14 protein-coding genes are annotated in these 16498 nt (G+C 58.1%); 8 read left to right on the top strand and 6 right to left on the bottom strand.

All coding sequences use genetic code 11. From position 1 onward, the window contains the following. Window positions 1-38: 38 nt before the first annotated feature. Window positions 39-1580, top strand: a complete 1542-nt coding sequence (locus FTO60_RS15885; RefSeq protein WP_148056869.1) for an ABC transporter substrate-binding protein — start codon at window positions 39-41, stop codon at window positions 1578-1580. Window positions 1581-1634: 54 nt separating this feature from the next. Here the strand turns inward: FTO60_RS15885 and FTO60_RS17990 are convergent, their stop codons facing one another. Then, window positions 1635-1757: a hypothetical protein gene (locus tag FTO60_RS17990; protein ID WP_302849695.1), complete on the bottom strand. Its 123-nt coding sequence runs from the start codon at window positions 1755-1757 to the stop codon at window positions 1635-1637. A gap of 201 nt (window positions 1758-1958) precedes the next feature. Here FTO60_RS17990 and rimP point away from each other — a divergent pair, with 201 nt between their 5' ends. The 4 genes from rimP to infB are packed head-to-tail and all read left to right on the top strand — an operon-like array spanning window position 1959 to window position 7297. Continuing rightward, complete coding sequence (gene rimP, locus FTO60_RS15880; protein ID WP_148056868.1) at window positions 1959-2552, top strand: ribosome maturation factor RimP; 594 nt, start codon at window positions 1959-1961, stop codon at window positions 2550-2552. Beyond that, entirely contained in the window at window positions 2552-4162 is a 1611-nt protein-coding gene (gene nusA, locus FTO60_RS15875) for a transcription termination factor NusA (protein ID WP_148056867.1), read from the top strand. The genes rimP and nusA overlap by 1 nt, the downstream gene beginning before the upstream one ends. 23 nt (window positions 4163-4185) lie before the next feature. Continuing rightward, window positions 4186-4809, top strand: a complete 624-nt coding sequence (locus tag FTO60_RS15870; RefSeq protein WP_148056866.1) for an RNA-binding protein — start codon at window positions 4186-4188, stop codon at window positions 4807-4809. Between the two features lie 4 nt (window positions 4810-4813). Further along, a complete protein-coding gene (infB, locus tag FTO60_RS15865) occupies window positions 4814-7297 on the top strand; it encodes a translation initiation factor IF-2 (protein ID WP_148056865.1) in 2484 nt (827 codons plus the stop codon). Window positions 7298-7370: 73 nt separating this feature from the next. On the opposite strand, the gene FTO60_RS17985 is transcribed toward infB, so the two are convergent. The 4 genes from FTO60_RS17985 to FTO60_RS15850 form a co-directional block, all read right to left on the bottom strand. Further along, entirely contained in the window at window positions 7371-7493 is a 123-nt protein-coding gene (locus FTO60_RS17985) for a hypothetical protein (protein WP_302849694.1), read from the bottom strand. A gap of 112 nt (window positions 7494-7605) precedes the next feature. Beyond that, complete coding sequence (mutT, locus tag FTO60_RS15860) at window positions 7606-8004, bottom strand: 8-oxo-dGTP diphosphatase MutT (RefSeq protein WP_148056864.1); 399 nt, start codon at window positions 8002-8004, stop codon at window positions 7606-7608. Next, a complete protein-coding gene (gene argJ, locus FTO60_RS15855; RefSeq protein ID WP_148056863.1) occupies window positions 8001-9215 on the bottom strand; it encodes a bifunctional glutamate N-acetyltransferase/amino-acid acetyltransferase ArgJ in 1215 nt (404 codons plus the stop codon). Before argJ ends, mutT begins: the two co-directional genes overlap by 4 nt. Window positions 9216-9217: 2 nt before the next feature. Then, a complete protein-coding gene (locus tag FTO60_RS15850) occupies window positions 9218-10039 on the bottom strand; it encodes a peptidylprolyl isomerase (RefSeq protein WP_254696832.1) in 822 nt (273 codons plus the stop codon). A 195-nt stretch (window positions 10040-10234) separates the two neighbouring features. Between FTO60_RS15850 and secA the strand changes: the two genes are divergently transcribed. From secA to FTO60_RS15835, 3 genes are all read left to right on the top strand, one after another. After that, window positions 10235-12934: a preprotein translocase subunit SecA gene (gene secA, locus FTO60_RS15845; RefSeq protein WP_148056861.1), complete on the top strand. Its 2700-nt coding sequence runs from the start codon at window positions 10235-10237 to the stop codon at window positions 12932-12934. 116 nt (window positions 12935-13050) lie between these two features. After that, window positions 13051-14136 carry a hypothetical protein gene (locus tag FTO60_RS15840; RefSeq protein WP_148056860.1) on the top strand — a complete coding sequence of 362 codons (1086 nt, stop codon included), beginning with the start codon at window positions 13051-13053 and terminating at the stop codon, window positions 14134-14136. Continuing rightward, window positions 14133-15731 carry a substrate-binding domain-containing protein gene (locus FTO60_RS15835; protein WP_148056859.1) on the top strand — a complete coding sequence of 533 codons (1599 nt, stop codon included), beginning with the start codon at window positions 14133-14135 and terminating at the stop codon, window positions 15729-15731. Before FTO60_RS15840 ends, FTO60_RS15835 begins: the two co-directional genes overlap by 4 nt. Here FTO60_RS15835 and radC read toward each other — a convergent pair. Further along, window positions 15728-16453, bottom strand: coding sequence for a DNA repair protein RadC (gene radC, locus FTO60_RS15830; protein WP_254696959.1), 726 nt, complete (start codon window positions 16451-16453; stop codon window positions 15728-15730). The genes FTO60_RS15835 and radC overlap by 4 nt on opposite strands. Window positions 16454-16498: the final 45 nt, after the last annotated feature.

Here is a 16498-nt window from a genome sequence, read left to right as displayed (position 1 = left end):
GCAAATGGGCGGACCAAGACTTAACAAGGGAGACTAAAATGACGACGATGAATAGACGCGGACTGCTCAAGACCGGTGTCGCGGCAGGTGTTCTGGCCGCAACCGGTATGCCTCTGCGTGCGCAAATGATGCGTGGCGGCAAGCTGACAGCGGGCCTTTCTGGCGCCAATACGAGCGATAGCTGGGATGCGCGGACGCACTCTGACATCTTCATGATCGCGTCCTGTCAGGGAGCCGTGTTTGACAGCCTGACCGAAGTTGCCGCTGACGGCAGCCTGGTCGGCGAACTGGCCGAAAGTTGGGAAGCGAGCGCCGATGCCAAAACCTGGACATTCAACCTGCGTCAGGGCGTGACGTTCCACAATGGCAAGTCCTTTGGCGCGGATGACGTTATCGAGTCGCTTCAGATGCACGTTGGCGAAGATTCCAAATCGGCGGCCAAGCCAATCGTCGAAGCCATCGCCGAGATGAACAAGATCACCGATAGTCAGGTGCAGTTCGTGCTTGCCGCCGGCAACGCCGACTTCCCCTATCTCATGTCCGATTATCACATTATGATGTATCCTGCTGGCATGATCGAAGAGGCCATTGCCAACGGGATCGGCACAGGTCTTTATCAGGTGCAGTCGTTTGATCCGGGTGTGCGGATGGTCGCAACCCGCTATGCAGATCATTACAAAGGTGACAGCGCCGGTTTCTTTGATGAAATCGAATATATTGCGATCAACGACAACACGGCCCGCATGAACGCCCTGATGACGGGGCAGGTCGATGCGATCAACAGGATCGACTTCAAGACAGAAGCGCTGTTGAACGCGAATCCGAATGTGCGCATTCAGGAAGTGACAGGCAACCAGCACTATACCTTCCCAATGCTGACCGGCACCCCGCCGTTCAATGATGTGAATGTGCGCAAAGCTCTGAAATATGGCGTCAACCGTCAGGAGCTCGTCGACAAGATCCTGCTGGGACATGGTCAGGTCGGGAATGATTCACCGATCGGTCCCGCGAACCCCTATTACCTGGAAATGGAGCAGCTGGAATACGATCCGGATCAGGCGCGTTTCTACATGCAGCAGGCCGGTCTTGATTCGATCGACGTTGATCTGTCTGCCTCCTCGGCGGCGTTTGAAGGCGCTGTTGATGCGGCGCAGCTTTATCAGGCCTCAGCGGCTGCGGCTGGCATCAATATCAATGTCATTCAGGAACCAGCGGATGGTTACTGGTCCAACGTCTGGCTGAAAAAGCCCTGGTGTGCGTCTTACTGGTCGGGTCGTGCGACTGAAGACTGGATGTTCTCGACGGCCTACGAGGCCGGTGCGCCGTGGAACGACAGCCAGTGGGATCACCCGCGCTTCCAGGAGTTGCTGTTGTCGGCCCGCGCCGAGCTTGATAGCGCCAAGCGCGCCGAACAGTATGGTGAAATGCAAATGATCCTGCGCGACGAAGGTGGCGTGATTATTCCGATGTTCGCCAACTACGTTCAGGCTTTGTCCATGTCGATCCAGACACCTGAAACCGTGGGTAACCTTTGGCAGATGGATAACGGCCGTATGGCCGAGCGTTGGTCCAGAGCCTAGGATCAACCAGCCGTGACAAACGAAAAGCCCCGCCGAATGGCGGGGCTTTTTGCCTTAGGCGGCCATTCCACCTTCGGCGATCCGCTTTTTCACGGTGCGCATCATTACAAGATACATCAGCGCTACGCCGCACAGAAACGAGCCCGCGCCGACAGTTACCAAAAGTCCATAGTCCATATTTCTCTCCATTCAGGTTTCGTCTGGCAGCGTGGTTAATGCGCGATTGCGGCGGTTTTTGGACCGAGGCAGCATTCTACTTGCAGACTCACCTGAACGGGCCTATATCCCTTTTCAACAGCGGCGCGCTGGCTTCCACCCCCAGCGCCCACCGGAAATTTCAACGGGCCGCGCGCCCGTTTTTTTGTGCCTGGAGCAAGCTTGTCTGATCTGATCGCCAACGCGGCCATTGACCGTCGCATCACTGAAATCATTGCCCCCGTCATCGAAGACATGGGGTATGAGCTTGTGCGCGTGCGCCTGATGACCGGCAAGGAAAGCACCTTGCAGATCATGGCGCAGAAACCTGACGGCACCATCGAGGTGGACGATTGTTCCGAGATCAGCACCGCCGTCAGCGCCGTTCTTGACGTCGAGGATCCGATTGTCGAGGCTTATACTCTCGAAGTCAGCAGTCCCGGTATCGATCGCCCGTTGACCCGGTTGAAAGATTTTGACCGGTGGGAAGGCTTTGAGGCCAAGCTGGAAACCGACGAAATGATCGACGGGCGCCGCCGTTTCAAAGGCCAGATCGCCGGGACTGAGGGCGACGAAGTGTTGATCGAAATCGAAGACCACGGCGAAACTGTGACGATCGGTCTGAAATTTGACTGGCTGACCGATGCCAAACTTGTGCTGACGGATGATCTGATCCGTGACGTATTGAAAGGCCGCAAAGACGCGGGCCAAATCGACGAAAAACAATTCGATGAAGTGCAGACCATCGTGGATGGGACTGATGAGGAGAACGACTGATGGCTATTACGTCCGCTAACCAGCTTGAGCTTTTGCAAACCGCCGAGGCTGTGGCACGCGAAAAAATGATCGACCCGGGTCTGGTCGTCGAAGCAATGGAAGAATCGCTCGCACGTGCTGCGAAATCCCGTTACGGCGCCGAAATGGACATCCGCGTTCACATTGATCGCAAGACCGGCAAGGCGACATTCACCCGTGTGCGCACGGTTGTGGACGAGGAAGAGCTTGAGAACTATCAGGCCGAATTTACCGTCGATCAGGCCAAGCAATATATGGACGACCCCAAGGTTGGCGATACCTTGGTCGAAGAAGTGCCGCCCGTTGAAATGGGCCGGATCGCCGCACAATCGGCCAAGCAGGTGATCTTGCAAAAGGTCCGCGAAGCCGAGCGTGACCGCCAATACGAAGAATTCAAGGACAAGGCCGGCACGATCATCAACGCGCTGGTCAAGCGCGAGGAATACGGCAACGTTATCGTCGACGTGGGCGCGGGCGAAGCGATCCTGCGTCGCAACGAAAAAATCGGTCGTGAGGCCTATCGCCCCAATGATCGTATCCGTTGCTACATCAAGGAAGTGCGCCGCGAACAGCGTGGTCCGCAGATTTTCCTGAGCCGCACCGACCCACAGTTCATGGCCGAATTGTTCAAGATGGAAGTGCCTGAAATCTATGAAGGCATCATCGAGATCAAGGCCGTCGCCCGCGACCCCGGGTCGCGCGCCAAGATCGCCGTGATTTCCTATGACGGCAGCATTGATCCCGTCGGTGCCTGCGTTGGTATGCGCGGCAGCCGTGTGCAGGCGGTCGTGAACGAATTGCAGGGTGAAAAGATCGACATCATTCCGTGGAATGAAGACATGCCGACATTTCTTGTGAACGCGTTGCAGCCCGCCGAAGTGTCCAAGGTTGTTCTGGACGAGGAGGCCGGCAAGATCGAAGTTGTCGTGCCCGAAGAACAGCTGTCGCTGGCGATTGGCCGCCGTGGCCAGAACGTGCGTCTGGCCAGCCAGCTGACCGGCCTTGATATCGACATCATGACCGAAGAAGAAGAATCCAAGCGTCGTCAGGCGGAATTCGAGGTCCGCACCAAGCTGTTCATGGACAAGCTGGATTTGGACGAATTCTTTGCCCAGCTGCTGGTATCCGAAGGCTTTACCAACCTTGAAGAGGTCGCCTATGTCGAAGTTGACGAATTGCTGGTGATTGACGGTGTTGACGCAGATACCGCCAACGAATTGCAGGCCCGGGCCCGCGATGTGCTGGAAGCAGCGAACAAGGCCGCTCTCGACCACGCCCGCGAATTGGGCGTCGAGGACAGCCTTGTTGCATTCGAGGGCCTGACACCCCAAATGATTGAAGCGCTGGCCGAAGATGGCGTGAAAACGCTCGAAGATTTCGCAACCTGCGCGGATTGGGAGCTTGCCGGTGGCTGGACGACCGAAAACGGCGAACGGGTCAAGGACGATGGTGTGCTTGAAAAGTTCGACGTGTCGCTGGAAGAAGCTCAAGACATGGTCATGACCGCCCGCGTGATGCTGGGCTGGGTTGATCCTGCCGATCTGGTTGCCAAGTCGGAAGACGACGCAGAAGAACTGGAGGCGGAGGCCTGATCGCAGGCCTTCGAGGGCGCGACATGGCACGAGGTGGTCAATCCAGGAAACGCGACGAACCGGAGCGCAAGTGCATCGTCACCGGCGAGGTTCAGCCGAAATCAGGGCTGATCCGGTTTGTCGTCGGCCCGGATGATCTGGTCTTTGCCGACGTGTTCGACAAATTGCCGGGTCGCGGCATGTGGGTGACTGCGGAACGTGCCGTTCTTGAAAAGGCGGCAAAGGGGCAGTTTTCGCGCTCTGCGAAACAGCCTGTGAATGTGCCCGAGAACCTTGTCGACGAGGTGGAGCGCCAGCAAGTGCGCCGCGTCGTTGACCTGATCGCGATGGCTCGCAAGGCCGGATATGCGGTTTGCGGGTTTGAAAAAGTTAAAAGCTGGCTGGCAGGCGGTGCGCGGGTGCGTGTCTTGCTGCAGGCCAGCGATGGTTCTGAACGGGGGAAGGCCAAGTTGTGGACCCCCGAAGGTGCCCGGTTCTTTGGCTGTTTGACAGCGCAGGAATTGGGTTTGGCATTTGGGCGCCAAAGTGTGATACATGGCGCGCTCGCGGCTGGTGGACTCGGCAATCGTGTTGTAGAGGAAGCCACAAAGCTGAAAGGCTTGCGCGAGATTGACGGTAGCGACAGTGCTGCCGGGAAGGATAAGTAGCTAAATGAGCGATAACGACGGCAAAAAACCACTTGGTCTGGGCGGATCGCGTCCTGCGAACGTCAAGCAAAGCTTTAGCCACGGGCGCACCAAGAACGTCGTGGTGGAAACCAAACGCAAACGCGTTGTGGTGCCAAAACCGGGTGCGGCAAAGCCAGCCGTTTCCGGCGGCGCACCGACGGGCGGTGATCCGTCCAAGCGTCCTGCCGGGATCTCGGACGTCGAGCTCGAGCGCCGGATGAAGGCGCTTGCACTGTCCAAGGCCCGCGAGGCCGAAGACGCCGCCAAGCGCGAAGCCGAGGAAAAAGAACGCGCCGCCGAACGTGAAGAACGTCGTGCGGACGCCGAGGCAAAAGAACGCGAAGAGCGCGAGCGCGAAGAAGCGCTGAAAGCCAAGGCCGAAGAAGAAGAACGCAAAAAGCGTGAAGCCGAAGCCGCCGCGCAGGCCGCCGCCGCACCTGCTGCGGTCGTTGATCCTGACGCCGCCGCGGTGCGCGGCCCGACCCGTTCGGCACCGCAAGCGACGCCGCGTAAGAACGAATCTGATCGTGAACAGCGCAACACCCGAAACAAGGGCGGCGACGATGGCCGCCGGTCCGGCAAGTTGACCCTCAACCAGGCGCTGTCAGGTGGCGAAGGCGGACGCCAGCGCTCAATGGCTGCGATGAAGCGCAAACAGGAACGCGCCCGCCAAAAGGCGATGGGCCAGAACGTCGAGCGCGAAAAGGTTGTGCGTGACGTCAAGCTGCCCGAAGCGATCGTCGTGTCCGAACTGGCCAATCGCATGGCCGAGCGCGTGTCGGATGTTGTGAAGTCACTGATGAACAACGGCATCATGGCCACGCAAAACCAGTCGATTGACGCGGATACTGCCGAACTCATCATCGAGGAATTTGGCCACAAGGTTGTGCGTGTGTCCGATTCCGACGTCGAAGACGTGATCACCAAGATCGAGGAAGATCCCAAGGATCTGCAAGACCGTCCGCCGGTTATCACGATCATGGGTCACGTTGACCACGGCAAGACATCGCTGCTGGACGCGATCCGCGACGCCAAGGTTGTCGCCGGCGAAGCGGGCGGGATTACGCAGCATATCGGGGCCTATCAGGTGACGACCAACAGCGGTCAGGTGCTTTCTTTCCTGGATACGCCGGGCCACGCGGCGTTTACGTCGATGCGGTCGCGCGGCGCGCATGTGACGGATATCGTTGTGCTGGTTGTTGCGGCCGACGATGCCGTCATGCCGCAAACCATCGAGGCAATTAACCACGCCAAGGCCGCCAAGGTGCCGATGATTGTAGCGATCAACAAGGTCGACAAACCAGCGGCAAATCCCGACAAGGTGCGCACAGACCTGTTGCAGCACGAGGTGATCGTCGAAAAGATGTCTGGCGATGTGCAGGATGTCGAAGTGTCGGCCATCACCGGTCAGGGTCTGGATGAGCTGCTTGAAGCGATCGCGCTACAGGCGGAAATTCTGGAACTCAAGGCCAACCCGGATCGTGCCGCCCAAGGGGCCGTCATCGAAGCTCAGCTTGACGTGGGCCGCGGCCCCGTTGCGACTGTTCTGGTGCAAAACGGCACGCTGCGTCAGGGCGATATTTTTGTTGTCGGCGAACAGTGGGGCAAAGTCCGTGCGCTGATCAACGACAAGGGTGAGCGCGTCAAGGAAGCCGGTCCTTCGGTCCCGGTCGAGGTTCTTGGCCTCAACGGCACCCCCGAGGCTGGCGATGTGCTGAACGTCACCGAGACCGAAGCACAGGCCCGCGAAATCGCCGAATACCGCGAGAAGGCCGCCAAGGAGAAACGCGCCGCCGCCGGTGCCGCGACCACCCTTGAACAGTTGATGGCCAACGCCAAGGCGGATGAAAACGTCAGTGAACTTCCCATTTTGGTCAAGGCCGATGTGCAGGGTTCTGCCGAAGCAATCGTTCAGGCGATGGAGAAAATCGGCAACGATGAAGTCCGCGTGCGCGTGCTGCATTCCGGTGTCGGCGCGATCACGGAAACCGACATTGGACTTGCCGAAGCGTCCGGTGCGCCGGTGTTCGGCTTTAACGTGCGTGCGAACGCATCCGCCCGCAACACCGCCAACCAAAAGGGCGTCGAGATCCGGTATTATTCGGTGATCTATGATCTTGTGGATGACGTCAAAGCGGCTGCGTCGGGCCTGCTGTCAGCCGAAATCCGCGAGAAGTTTATCGGCTACGCGACGATCAAGGAAGTGTTCAAGGTTACGGGCATTGGCAAGGTTGCTGGTTGTCTTGTGACCGAAGGGGTTGCGCGGCGTTCGGCAGGTGTGCGCCTGCTGCGCGATGATGTTGTGATCCACGAAGGCACGCTCAAGACCCTCAAGCGTTTCAAGGACGAAGTCCCCGAAGTGCAGTCGGGTCAGGAATGCGGCATGGCCTTTGAGAACTATGACGATATTCGGCCCGACGATGTTATCGAGATTTTCGAGCGCGAAGAAATCGAACGCTCGCTGTAATCGGTCCGATACCAAAAACGAAAAAGGGGACGCTAGCGCGTCCCCTTTTTATATCGAAATGAAGTGCGCGTGCCTAAACAGGCTTTCCTTCAAATGTCCGCTCACCAACGCTGATGACCACTTTGCCATTTGCGAGGGTGCGCACCAGAATACCTTGAACCGAAACACAGCTGCCGACCATGATGGTGCGAAGCATGTTGAATCCTCCCAGATGAAAACCTGTGGGTAACTTAGGGGTATTTTGGTTAATGGTCGATTAATTTTCGACACATTGTCGCCTTATTTGACACAATTTTGCCTTAATTCGGTCAAAGCCAGTCTCTGAGGATCGAAATCAGCGGGATATCGGCGGGTGGCATCGGATAGGTTCGCAGGTCGCGGGCGCGCACCCAGGCCAGCGTTTGTCCTTCCTGTGCGACAGGCGTGCCCTCCCATTTACGGCAGGCAAACAGCGGCATCAGCAGGTGAAAATCGTCATAGGCATGACTGGCAAATGTGAGCGGTGCGAGGCAGGATTGCCAGGTGTTGATCCCCAGTTCCTCGTGCAGTTCGCGGATCAGGGCAGCCTCGGGCGTTTCGCCTTGTTCGACCTTGCCACCGGGAAATTCCCACAGACCGGCCATAGATTTACCCTTAGGGCGCTGGGCAAGCAGCACGCGCCCATCCACGTCGATCAAAGCAACCGCCGAGACGAGTATCGTTTTCACGAACGGTAATCCGCATTGATTTTGATGTAGTCGTGGGTCAGATCGCAGGTCCAGACCGTCGCCATGCCACCGGCGATTCCCATATCGACTGCGATGCACAGGTCTTGCTGTTTCATATAGGCGGCGCCAGCGGCTTCAGTGTAGTCGGGCGAAACCCAGCCGTTTTCAGCGACGATAATATCGCCAAATCGGATCGTGAGTTTGTCACGGTCCGCCTGCGCGCCCGATTTTCCCACGGCCATGACGACGCGACCCCAGTTTGGGTCTTCGCCAGCGATGGCGGTTTTGACGAGCGGGCTATTGGCGATGGCCAAGCCGACCTTGCGCGCGTCCGTGTCCGACGCCGCGCCACTTACCCGGACCTCGACGAATTTCGTCGCCCCTTCGCCGTCACGCACAACCTGATGTGCAAGGTCCAGCATGACATCGTGCAGGGCCTGGGCAAAGGCGACGCTCTCGTCAACATCGACACCCGAAGCACCCGTCGCGCCCATCAAGAGCGTATCAGACGTGGATGTGTCGCTATCAACTGTAATGCAGTTGAACGTTTGATCGGTCAGGGTGCGAAGCAGTGTTTGCAAAGCTGTCTGGCTGATCACGGCGTCCGTAAAGATATAGACCAGCATTGTCGCCATATCGGGGGCGATCATTCCGGACCCTTTCGCGATTCCGGCGATTTTGACAAGTTTGCCATCAATCGAAACCGTGCGCCCGCTGCCTTTGGCAAAAGTGTCGGTCGTCATGATGGCCTTGGCGGCGGATTGGATCCCGTCAGCGCCAAGCGTAGCGTTCAGATCGGCCAGCTTGGCGGTGATCCGATCATGGGGCAAAGGCTCGCCGATCACACCCGTCGAGGAGGTAAAGACGCGGTCGGCGCCGATACCTGTCACATCCGAAACGGCCCCGACAATCGCGGCGACCGACCCGTCACCGGCGGCCCCTGTAAAGGCGTTGGAATTGCCGGAATTAACCAGAAATGCCGCGCGCCCCGTGCCATTCAGGCCGATCTTGCTCTCGCAATCGAGAACCGGGGCAGACCGGGTCGAAGACCGCGTAAAGACTCCTGCGACAACCGACTCTTCCGCCAGTTCAGCAAGCATGACGTCGGTGCGGTTCTTGTATCGCACCCCCGCCGCCACGGCCGAAAAGCGCACCCCGTCGATGACGGGAAGATCCGGAAAGCCAGCCGGGGCGAGGGGCGACAACGCCATTCTTATTCGTCCATCAGGAGGTCGAGGTTGACGAGAACTTCGGGATCAAAAGCGCCCTCTTCGGGCATCGTGATCTCGGCTGCGTCTTGCAATTCTGTCAAGCGCGATTCAATCGCGGCTGATTGCAACTGACCGGTCAGTTCTTCACGGACATCATCGAGGCTTGGCAGTTCCTGGGCGCGGCTCTCGTTCAGTTTGATGATGTGCCAGCCGAATTGCGTTTCCACTGGGCCAGAGATTTCGCCAACCTCAAGTGCGACGACCGCTTCCTCGAACGGCGCAACCATCATGCCAGCACCAAACCAGCCCAGATCGCCGCCGTTCGGGCCAGAGGGGCCGGTCGAGACTTCACGCGCGGTTTCGGCGAAATCGGCACCGCCATCAACGCGGGTCTTGACGGCGACGGCTTCTTCTTCTGTGTCGACCAGAATATGCGCGGCGTTGTATTCCGTGGAAGGCTCTGCACCCGCAAAACGTTCGTCATAGGCGGCCTGCAGGGCTTCATCGGTCACGGCATTATCGGTGATTTCAGTGATCACCTCGCCAGCGCGAAGGCTGCGCGCTTCGTTCAACAGAGCGATGGCAACGCGGCTTGGATCGACCTCAAGCTGGTCGGCCAAAAGTTGCTGCTGGATCAACTGGTCGAGAATGCCCGTGAACAGCACGTCATTGGGCAGGGACTGATATTGCTGTGGAAGCTGCGCGCGGGTGATGATCATTTCACCCAGTGTGATATCGGTGCCATTCACCGAAGCGACAACATCGCTCGCGGATTGCGCATGCGCAGCCGTGGAAATAACCAGCGAGAGTGCCGCGGAAGCCATAAATTTCGCCTTAAAGTGCATATTAACGATCCCTTGATGGGCCACGCGGGTGCGTGACGTTGACAGTGTGTATGTGGCCCCTTACATCGCTTTATGGTCCTTAGGGGGCCGGTCTTGGCGCTATTTCTAGGGGCCACGCCCGACAGGGGCAACCAACCTCCTCATTTTTTGACCAAGGCAGGCGGCGGAGAGAATATGCTGGGTATCGGAACTATGGCCAAAAAGGTGTTTGGCACACCGAATGACCGCAAAATCAAGGCTACGCGGCCGCTGATCGAAAAGATCAACGCGCTCGAGCCCGAGTTTGAAAAGCTTGATGACGATGGCATCAAGGCCAAGACCGAGGAACTGGCGAAACGCGCTATGGGCGGTGAATCGCTTGATGCGATCCTGCCCGAGGCCTTTGCCAACTGCCGCGAAGCCGCAAAACGTGCGCTGGGGTTACGCGCCTTCGATACACAACTTATGGGCGGAATTTTCCTGCATCAGGGGAACATCGCCGAGATGAAAACCGGCGAGGGCAAGACCCTTGTCGCGACCTTTCCCGCCTATCTGAATGCGTTGACCGGTAAGGGCGTGCATATCGTCACTGTCAACGACTATCTTGCCAAACGTGACGCCGAATGGATGAGCAAGGTTTATGGCGCCTTGGGCCTGACCACCGGCGTGATTTACCCACAGCAACCCGACGACGAAAAGAAGGCCGCGTATCAGTCTGACGTGACCTATGCGACAAATAACGAGCTTGGGTTCGACTATTTGCGCGACAATATGAAGTCCGAGCTGAACCAGATGCACCAACGCGGTCACAACTTTGCGATTGTCGACGAGGTGGACAGCATCCTGATCGACGAGGCGCGCACGCCACTGATTATATCCGGCCCCGCGCAGGATCGCAGCGAGCTGTATAAAACCATCGACGCCGTGATCCCTTTCCTAAAGGACGATCATTATTCGTTGGATGAAAAGACCCGCAACGTGACTTTTACTGACGAGGGCAACGAGTTCCTTGAAGGACGTCTGCAGTTCGAAGGTATCCTTCCCAAGGATCAAACGCTTTATGATCCCGAAAGCACCACGATCGTGCACCATGTCAATCAGGGTCTGCGCGCACACAAGCTGTTCACGCGGGACAAGGATTACATCGTACGTGACGGCGAAGTTGTGCTGATTGACGAATTCACCGGTCGGATGATGGCGGGCCGCCGTTTGTCGGACGGGTTGCATCAGGCGATCGAGGCCAAGGAAGATTGTAAGATCCAGCCAGAAAACGTCACGCTGGCCTCTGTTACATTCCAAAACTACTTCCGGCTTTATGACAAACTGGCCGGTATGACCGGCACGGCGCTGACCGAAGCCGAAGAATTTGCCGAAATTTATGGGCTTGGCGTGGTCGAAGTGCCGACAAACCGCCCCATTGCCCGCGTTGACGAGCATGATCAGGTTTATCGCACGGCCAAGGAAAAATTCGATGGTGTCGTGAAGGCCGTCAAGGAGGCGAACGCCAAAGGCCAGCCGATCCTTGTTGGCACGACCTCGATTGAAAAGTCTGAATTCCTGAGTCAGATGCTGACCGCCGAAGGGATCATACACAACGTGCTGAACGCCCGTCAGCACGAGCAGGAGGCGCAGATCATTGCTGACGCCGGTAAGCTGGGCGCGGTGACGATTGCCACCAACATGGCGGGTCGCGGCACCGACATCAAACTGGGTGGCAATGTCGAAATGCAGGTGATGCAGGCGATTGATGCCGATCCCAATGACGACAACGAAGAGGTGCGCCAGCGGATTGAAGCTGCGCACAAAGCCGACGAAGAGGCCGTCAAGGCCGCCGGTGGGTTGTTCGTTCTGGCCACCGAACGCCACGAAAGTCGCCGGATCGATAACCAGCTGCGTGGCCGGTCGGGCCGTCAGGGCGATCCGGGCCGTTCGTCGTTTTTCCTGTCACTGGAAGACGACCTGATGCGCATTTTCGGGTCCGAGCGTCTGGACAAGGTATTGTCCAGCCTGGGCATGAAAGATGGCGAAGCGATTGTGCATCCTTGGGTCAACAAGTCGCTGGAACGCGCGCAGGCCAAGGTCGAAGGCCGCAACTTTGATATTCGCAAGCAGTTGCTGAAGTTCGATGATGTGATGAACGATCAGCGCAAGGTCATCTTTGGCCAACGCCGTGAGATCATGGAAGCGCAGGACTTGGCCGAAATTGCACAGGACATGCGTCATCAGGTGATCGAAGACCTTGTGAACCAGTATCTGCCGCCGCGCAGCTATGCCGACCAATGGGATACCGAAGGCCTTTATGCGGCCGTGATTGCCCAGCTTGGCATTGACCTGCCGGTCATGGCCTGGGCCGATGAAGACGGCGTTGATCAGTCTGACATCCGCGAGCGTCTGGAAGAGGCGACCGACGAATTCATGGCCGAAAAGACCGAAAGTTTCGGTGCCGAAACAATGCGCAACATCGAAAAGCAGATCCTGCTACAAACGATTGATGCGAAATGGCGCGAGCACCTGCTGACACTGGAGCATCTGCGTTCGGTCGTAGGGTTCCGTGGCTATGCCCAGCGCGATCCCCTGAATGAATATAAAACCGAGAGCTTTCAGTTGTTTGAAGGCTTGCTTGATAGCCTGCGCGAGGATGTGACACAGAAACTGGCGCAAATCCGCCCGATGACCGAAGAAGAGCAAAAGGCAATGATCGCGCAGGTCACAGCGCAGCAAAAGCAGATGCAGGCGGCTGCGGTGGCTGCGGGTGCGGCTGCGCCGACCTTGGCCGCGGCCAAGGATGGGTTTAACGAAAACGATCCCGCAACATGGGGAAATCCGGGCCGCAACGATGAATGCCCCTGTGGATCAGGCAAGAAGTTCAAGCATTGTCACGGGCGGCTGGTCTAGGGCCAGAGTCCGGATTTTGCCCGAATTCAGCCTTGAACATACCCTTGTCGTGACCTTCTAAGGCCACCATCACTTGGCACATTGCCTCCAAATCCGTCAGGAGAAGGAGGCATATCATGTCCCGAGTGAAGCAGATTGTCATGGCAGGCGGCACCTTTGCGGTGGCGCTTGGTATTGGTTTTGTGATGCAAAATGGCGACGCGCTTGCGTCCCGTCTGGGCAATGACGCCTCGCGCCCTGCGGCTGCAACCGTTGCCCCCATCGCGATGCCCGAGGAGGTCAGCGAAGCGGCGCCCATGACCGTCGAGGATATGGCACCCGTCCAAGAAGCCGGTTTGACACCCAAGCCTGAGGAAGGCCCGATGATTGTCGCGCCCAAGGCCGAAGATATCATCGCCGCGATCGCCGTCCCCGAGGCAGAACTGGCACCCGAACGCATTGAAGCTCCAGTGCAGATGGCCGCTGTGGAAACGGATGCGCCCGTCATGGACGCAATCCTTGAAGATCCAGTTGCAGCCGAAGCTTGCACAGTCGACATGACCGGCGTTGCAGGCGACATGGCTATGGTTGACCTGGTGTTGTCCGCGCCATGCCAGCCCAACGCCGCCGTTACGATCCACCATCAGGGCATGATGTTTACGGTCGTCACCGACGATGAAGGCAACGCTGAATTCTCAAGCCCCTCGCTTGCTGAAATGGCAGTTTTCATTGCCGCATTTGACAGCGGTGAAGGCGCAGTTGCGACCCTTTCAACGCCTGAGGTCGCGGATTATGACCGTGCCGTCTTGCAGTGGAGCGGTGACACCGGTCTGCAACTTCACGCGCTGGAATTTGGTGCCGACTATGGTCAGGACGGCCACATTTGGGCCGCTTCACTGGGCAACAAGGATGGGGCGACGACGGGCGCGAACGGCTTTATGTCGCGCATGGGCGCTGCCGAGGTTGATTCTGCCTTTATGGTCGAAGTCTACTCTTTCCCATCAGGTAAGGGGGTGCTGAATGGCGATGTTGCCCTGAGCGTCGAAGCCGAAATCACCGCAAACAACTGTGGCCGTGACATCGCTGCGCAATCTATCCAGATTATCCCGGGTGCCGAAACCCAGGCGCTTGATCTGACGATGACGTTGCCGGGTTGCGACGCGGTTGGTGACTTTATTGTGTTGAAAAATATGTTCCAGGACCTGACACTCGCGTCGAGATGACGTGTAGACAGATTGGTGACAGCTTTTCAGGATGGAAGGGTGCGGCATATCTTGCCGCACTTTTCGTTTTTCTGTGCTCATCCGCCTGGGCGCAGGATGATGACATCCAGCTTGCTTTGCCAGACAGTGATTTTGCAGTGTCAGGCCGGTTTCTTGGCTTTGACGGACAGTTCATTCGGGTCGAAACACCTGCGGGAGAAGTCACGCTTGCCTATGATAGCTTGACCTGTGTGGGTGCGGCCTGCCCCGATGCGAATTTCGTTCCGATTGTCCGTTTTTCTGGGTCGCAGCGTATAGGGCAGCTCATCATGCCGCCGCTGATAGAAGCTTATGCGCGCGACGTTGGGGCCACTGTCGCGATTGCGCGCCGGATCGATGGCGTAGTGACCTTTCAGCTTCACAGTGTCGATTCGGGCAAGGGCCTGATGCAGATTGTCGTGCGATCAACCACCAGTGCGGATGGGTTTGCGGACCTGGTTGCCTCCGAGGCTGATATCGTCATGTCCGCCCGTGAAGTGACCGCCGCTGAACTTGCGCTTGCGCGTGAAGCCGGCCTTGGGCAGCTTGACCGGCAGGGGCGCAGCCGGATTATCGCGCTGGATGCTTTGGTGCCTGTGGTGTCCCCGGAAACGGGCCTGGCGCAAATTTCGCTCGAGAATGTGTCGCGTATCTTCGCGGGCGAGGTCACGAACTGGGCTGATATTGGCGGGTCAGACGCCGCGATTGCCCTGCATCTATTGCCCGACTGGCTGGGTCAGATGCAGGGGTTTCAGGCACGGGTTCTTGCGCCTGCTGGCCGCACTGTTTCCCCTGATGTGCAGCGTCATGCCACCCCCGAAGGACTGGCGGCCGCCCTTATGAATGATCCGCGCGGCTTTGGGGTTTTGCCGTTTGGCGCGCTGGGCGATACACAGCCAATGCGGTTGGTTGGAAGCTGCGGGATCGGCGTTGCGGCGCGCCTGATGACGCTCAAGACCGAAGATTATCCGCTAACCATGCCATTGTTTCTATATTTGCCCGCGCGCCGCCTGCACCCCGAAGTTGACGCGTTTCTTGGTTGGTTGCGTCGCCCGTCTGCGCAGCTGGTGATCCGGCGCGCCGGGTTTGTAGATCAGACGGCGATAGCGATCCCTGTTGCGCAGCAGGGGGACCGATTTGCGCAGGCCATCACAGCGGCGGGCGCAGAAGTTCCCTTGGCCGAGTTGCAGCGCATGGTGCGTATTTTGGGGCCACAGGTGCGGCTGTCCACGACTTTCCGCTTCGAGGTGGGATCAACCCGTTTGGACGCGCAGTCGCGCTCGAATGTGCTGCAACTGGCGCGTGATATTCGTGACGGACGACATGATGGGTATGTGCTGATGTTGGTCGGGTTCAGTGATGGGCGCGGCCCGGCAAATGCGAATCGTGACCTGTCCAGCGCGCGCGCGCAGGCTGTCCGCCGCGCAGTCATAGCGGCCCTGGAGCCGGGGTTGCCGCCGCAAGTCTCGCTTGAAACCGAGGCATTTGGCGAAGCCTTGCCGATGGCCTGCGATGACACTCTGTGGGGCCAGCAGACTAACCGCCGGGTTGAATTGTGGGTGGCTGACCGCCGCTAAAGCAGCCCGGCGGATCGAAAACTGAGTTCGCGTGATTTACCAATGATCAGGTGATCATGGACCGTGATATCAAGTGATCCCGCCGCCTCGTTTATTTGCCGAGTCATATCGATATCGCTGTCCGATGGCGTTGGATCACCCGAAGGGTGATTATGCACCAGAATCAGCGCGCTCGCGTTCAGTTCCAGAGCGCGTTTCACGACCTCGCGCGGGTATACCGGCACATGATCAATGGTGCCTTTACCCTGCGCTTCATCGGCGATGAGGGTATTCTTGCGGTCAAGATAAAGCACGCGGAACTGTTCAGTATCGCGGTGCGCCATCACCGTATGGCAATAGTCCAGAACGGCATCCCAGCTTGAAATCACGTGCGTTTTCATCACTTTGGCGCGGGCTAGGCGTTGCGAGGCGGCCTCAACCAGTTTGAGTTCGCAAACGACGGCATCGCCAACACCGTTGATCTGGGTTAGGCGCGCGGGCGGGGCCGACAGCACGCGGTTAAAATCGCCAAAGGTGTCGATCAGGGTGCGCGCCAGCGGTTTGACGTCTTGACGCGGGATCGCGCGGAACAGCACCATCTCCAGCATTTCGTAATCGGGCAGGGCATCCGCGCCACCAGTCATGAACCGTTCGCGCAGACGTTTGCGGTGGTCACTGATATAGGATGGAATTTTTGCAGCCTTGGGCATGGCTGGCACGATCGTGACCTCGTCCTGCCCCATCAGATCGGGTTCAAGCAAGGGGAGGGGCATTTCGCCCATTGAGCG

It is taken from the genome of Octadecabacter sp. SW4 (assembly GCF_008065155.1).
In the GTDB taxonomy this organism is placed as follows: Bacteria; Pseudomonadota; Alphaproteobacteria; order Rhodobacterales; family Rhodobacteraceae; genus SW4.
Note: the sequence above shows the minus strand (reverse complement) of the source record. Positions and strands in the feature narration are given on the sequence as shown.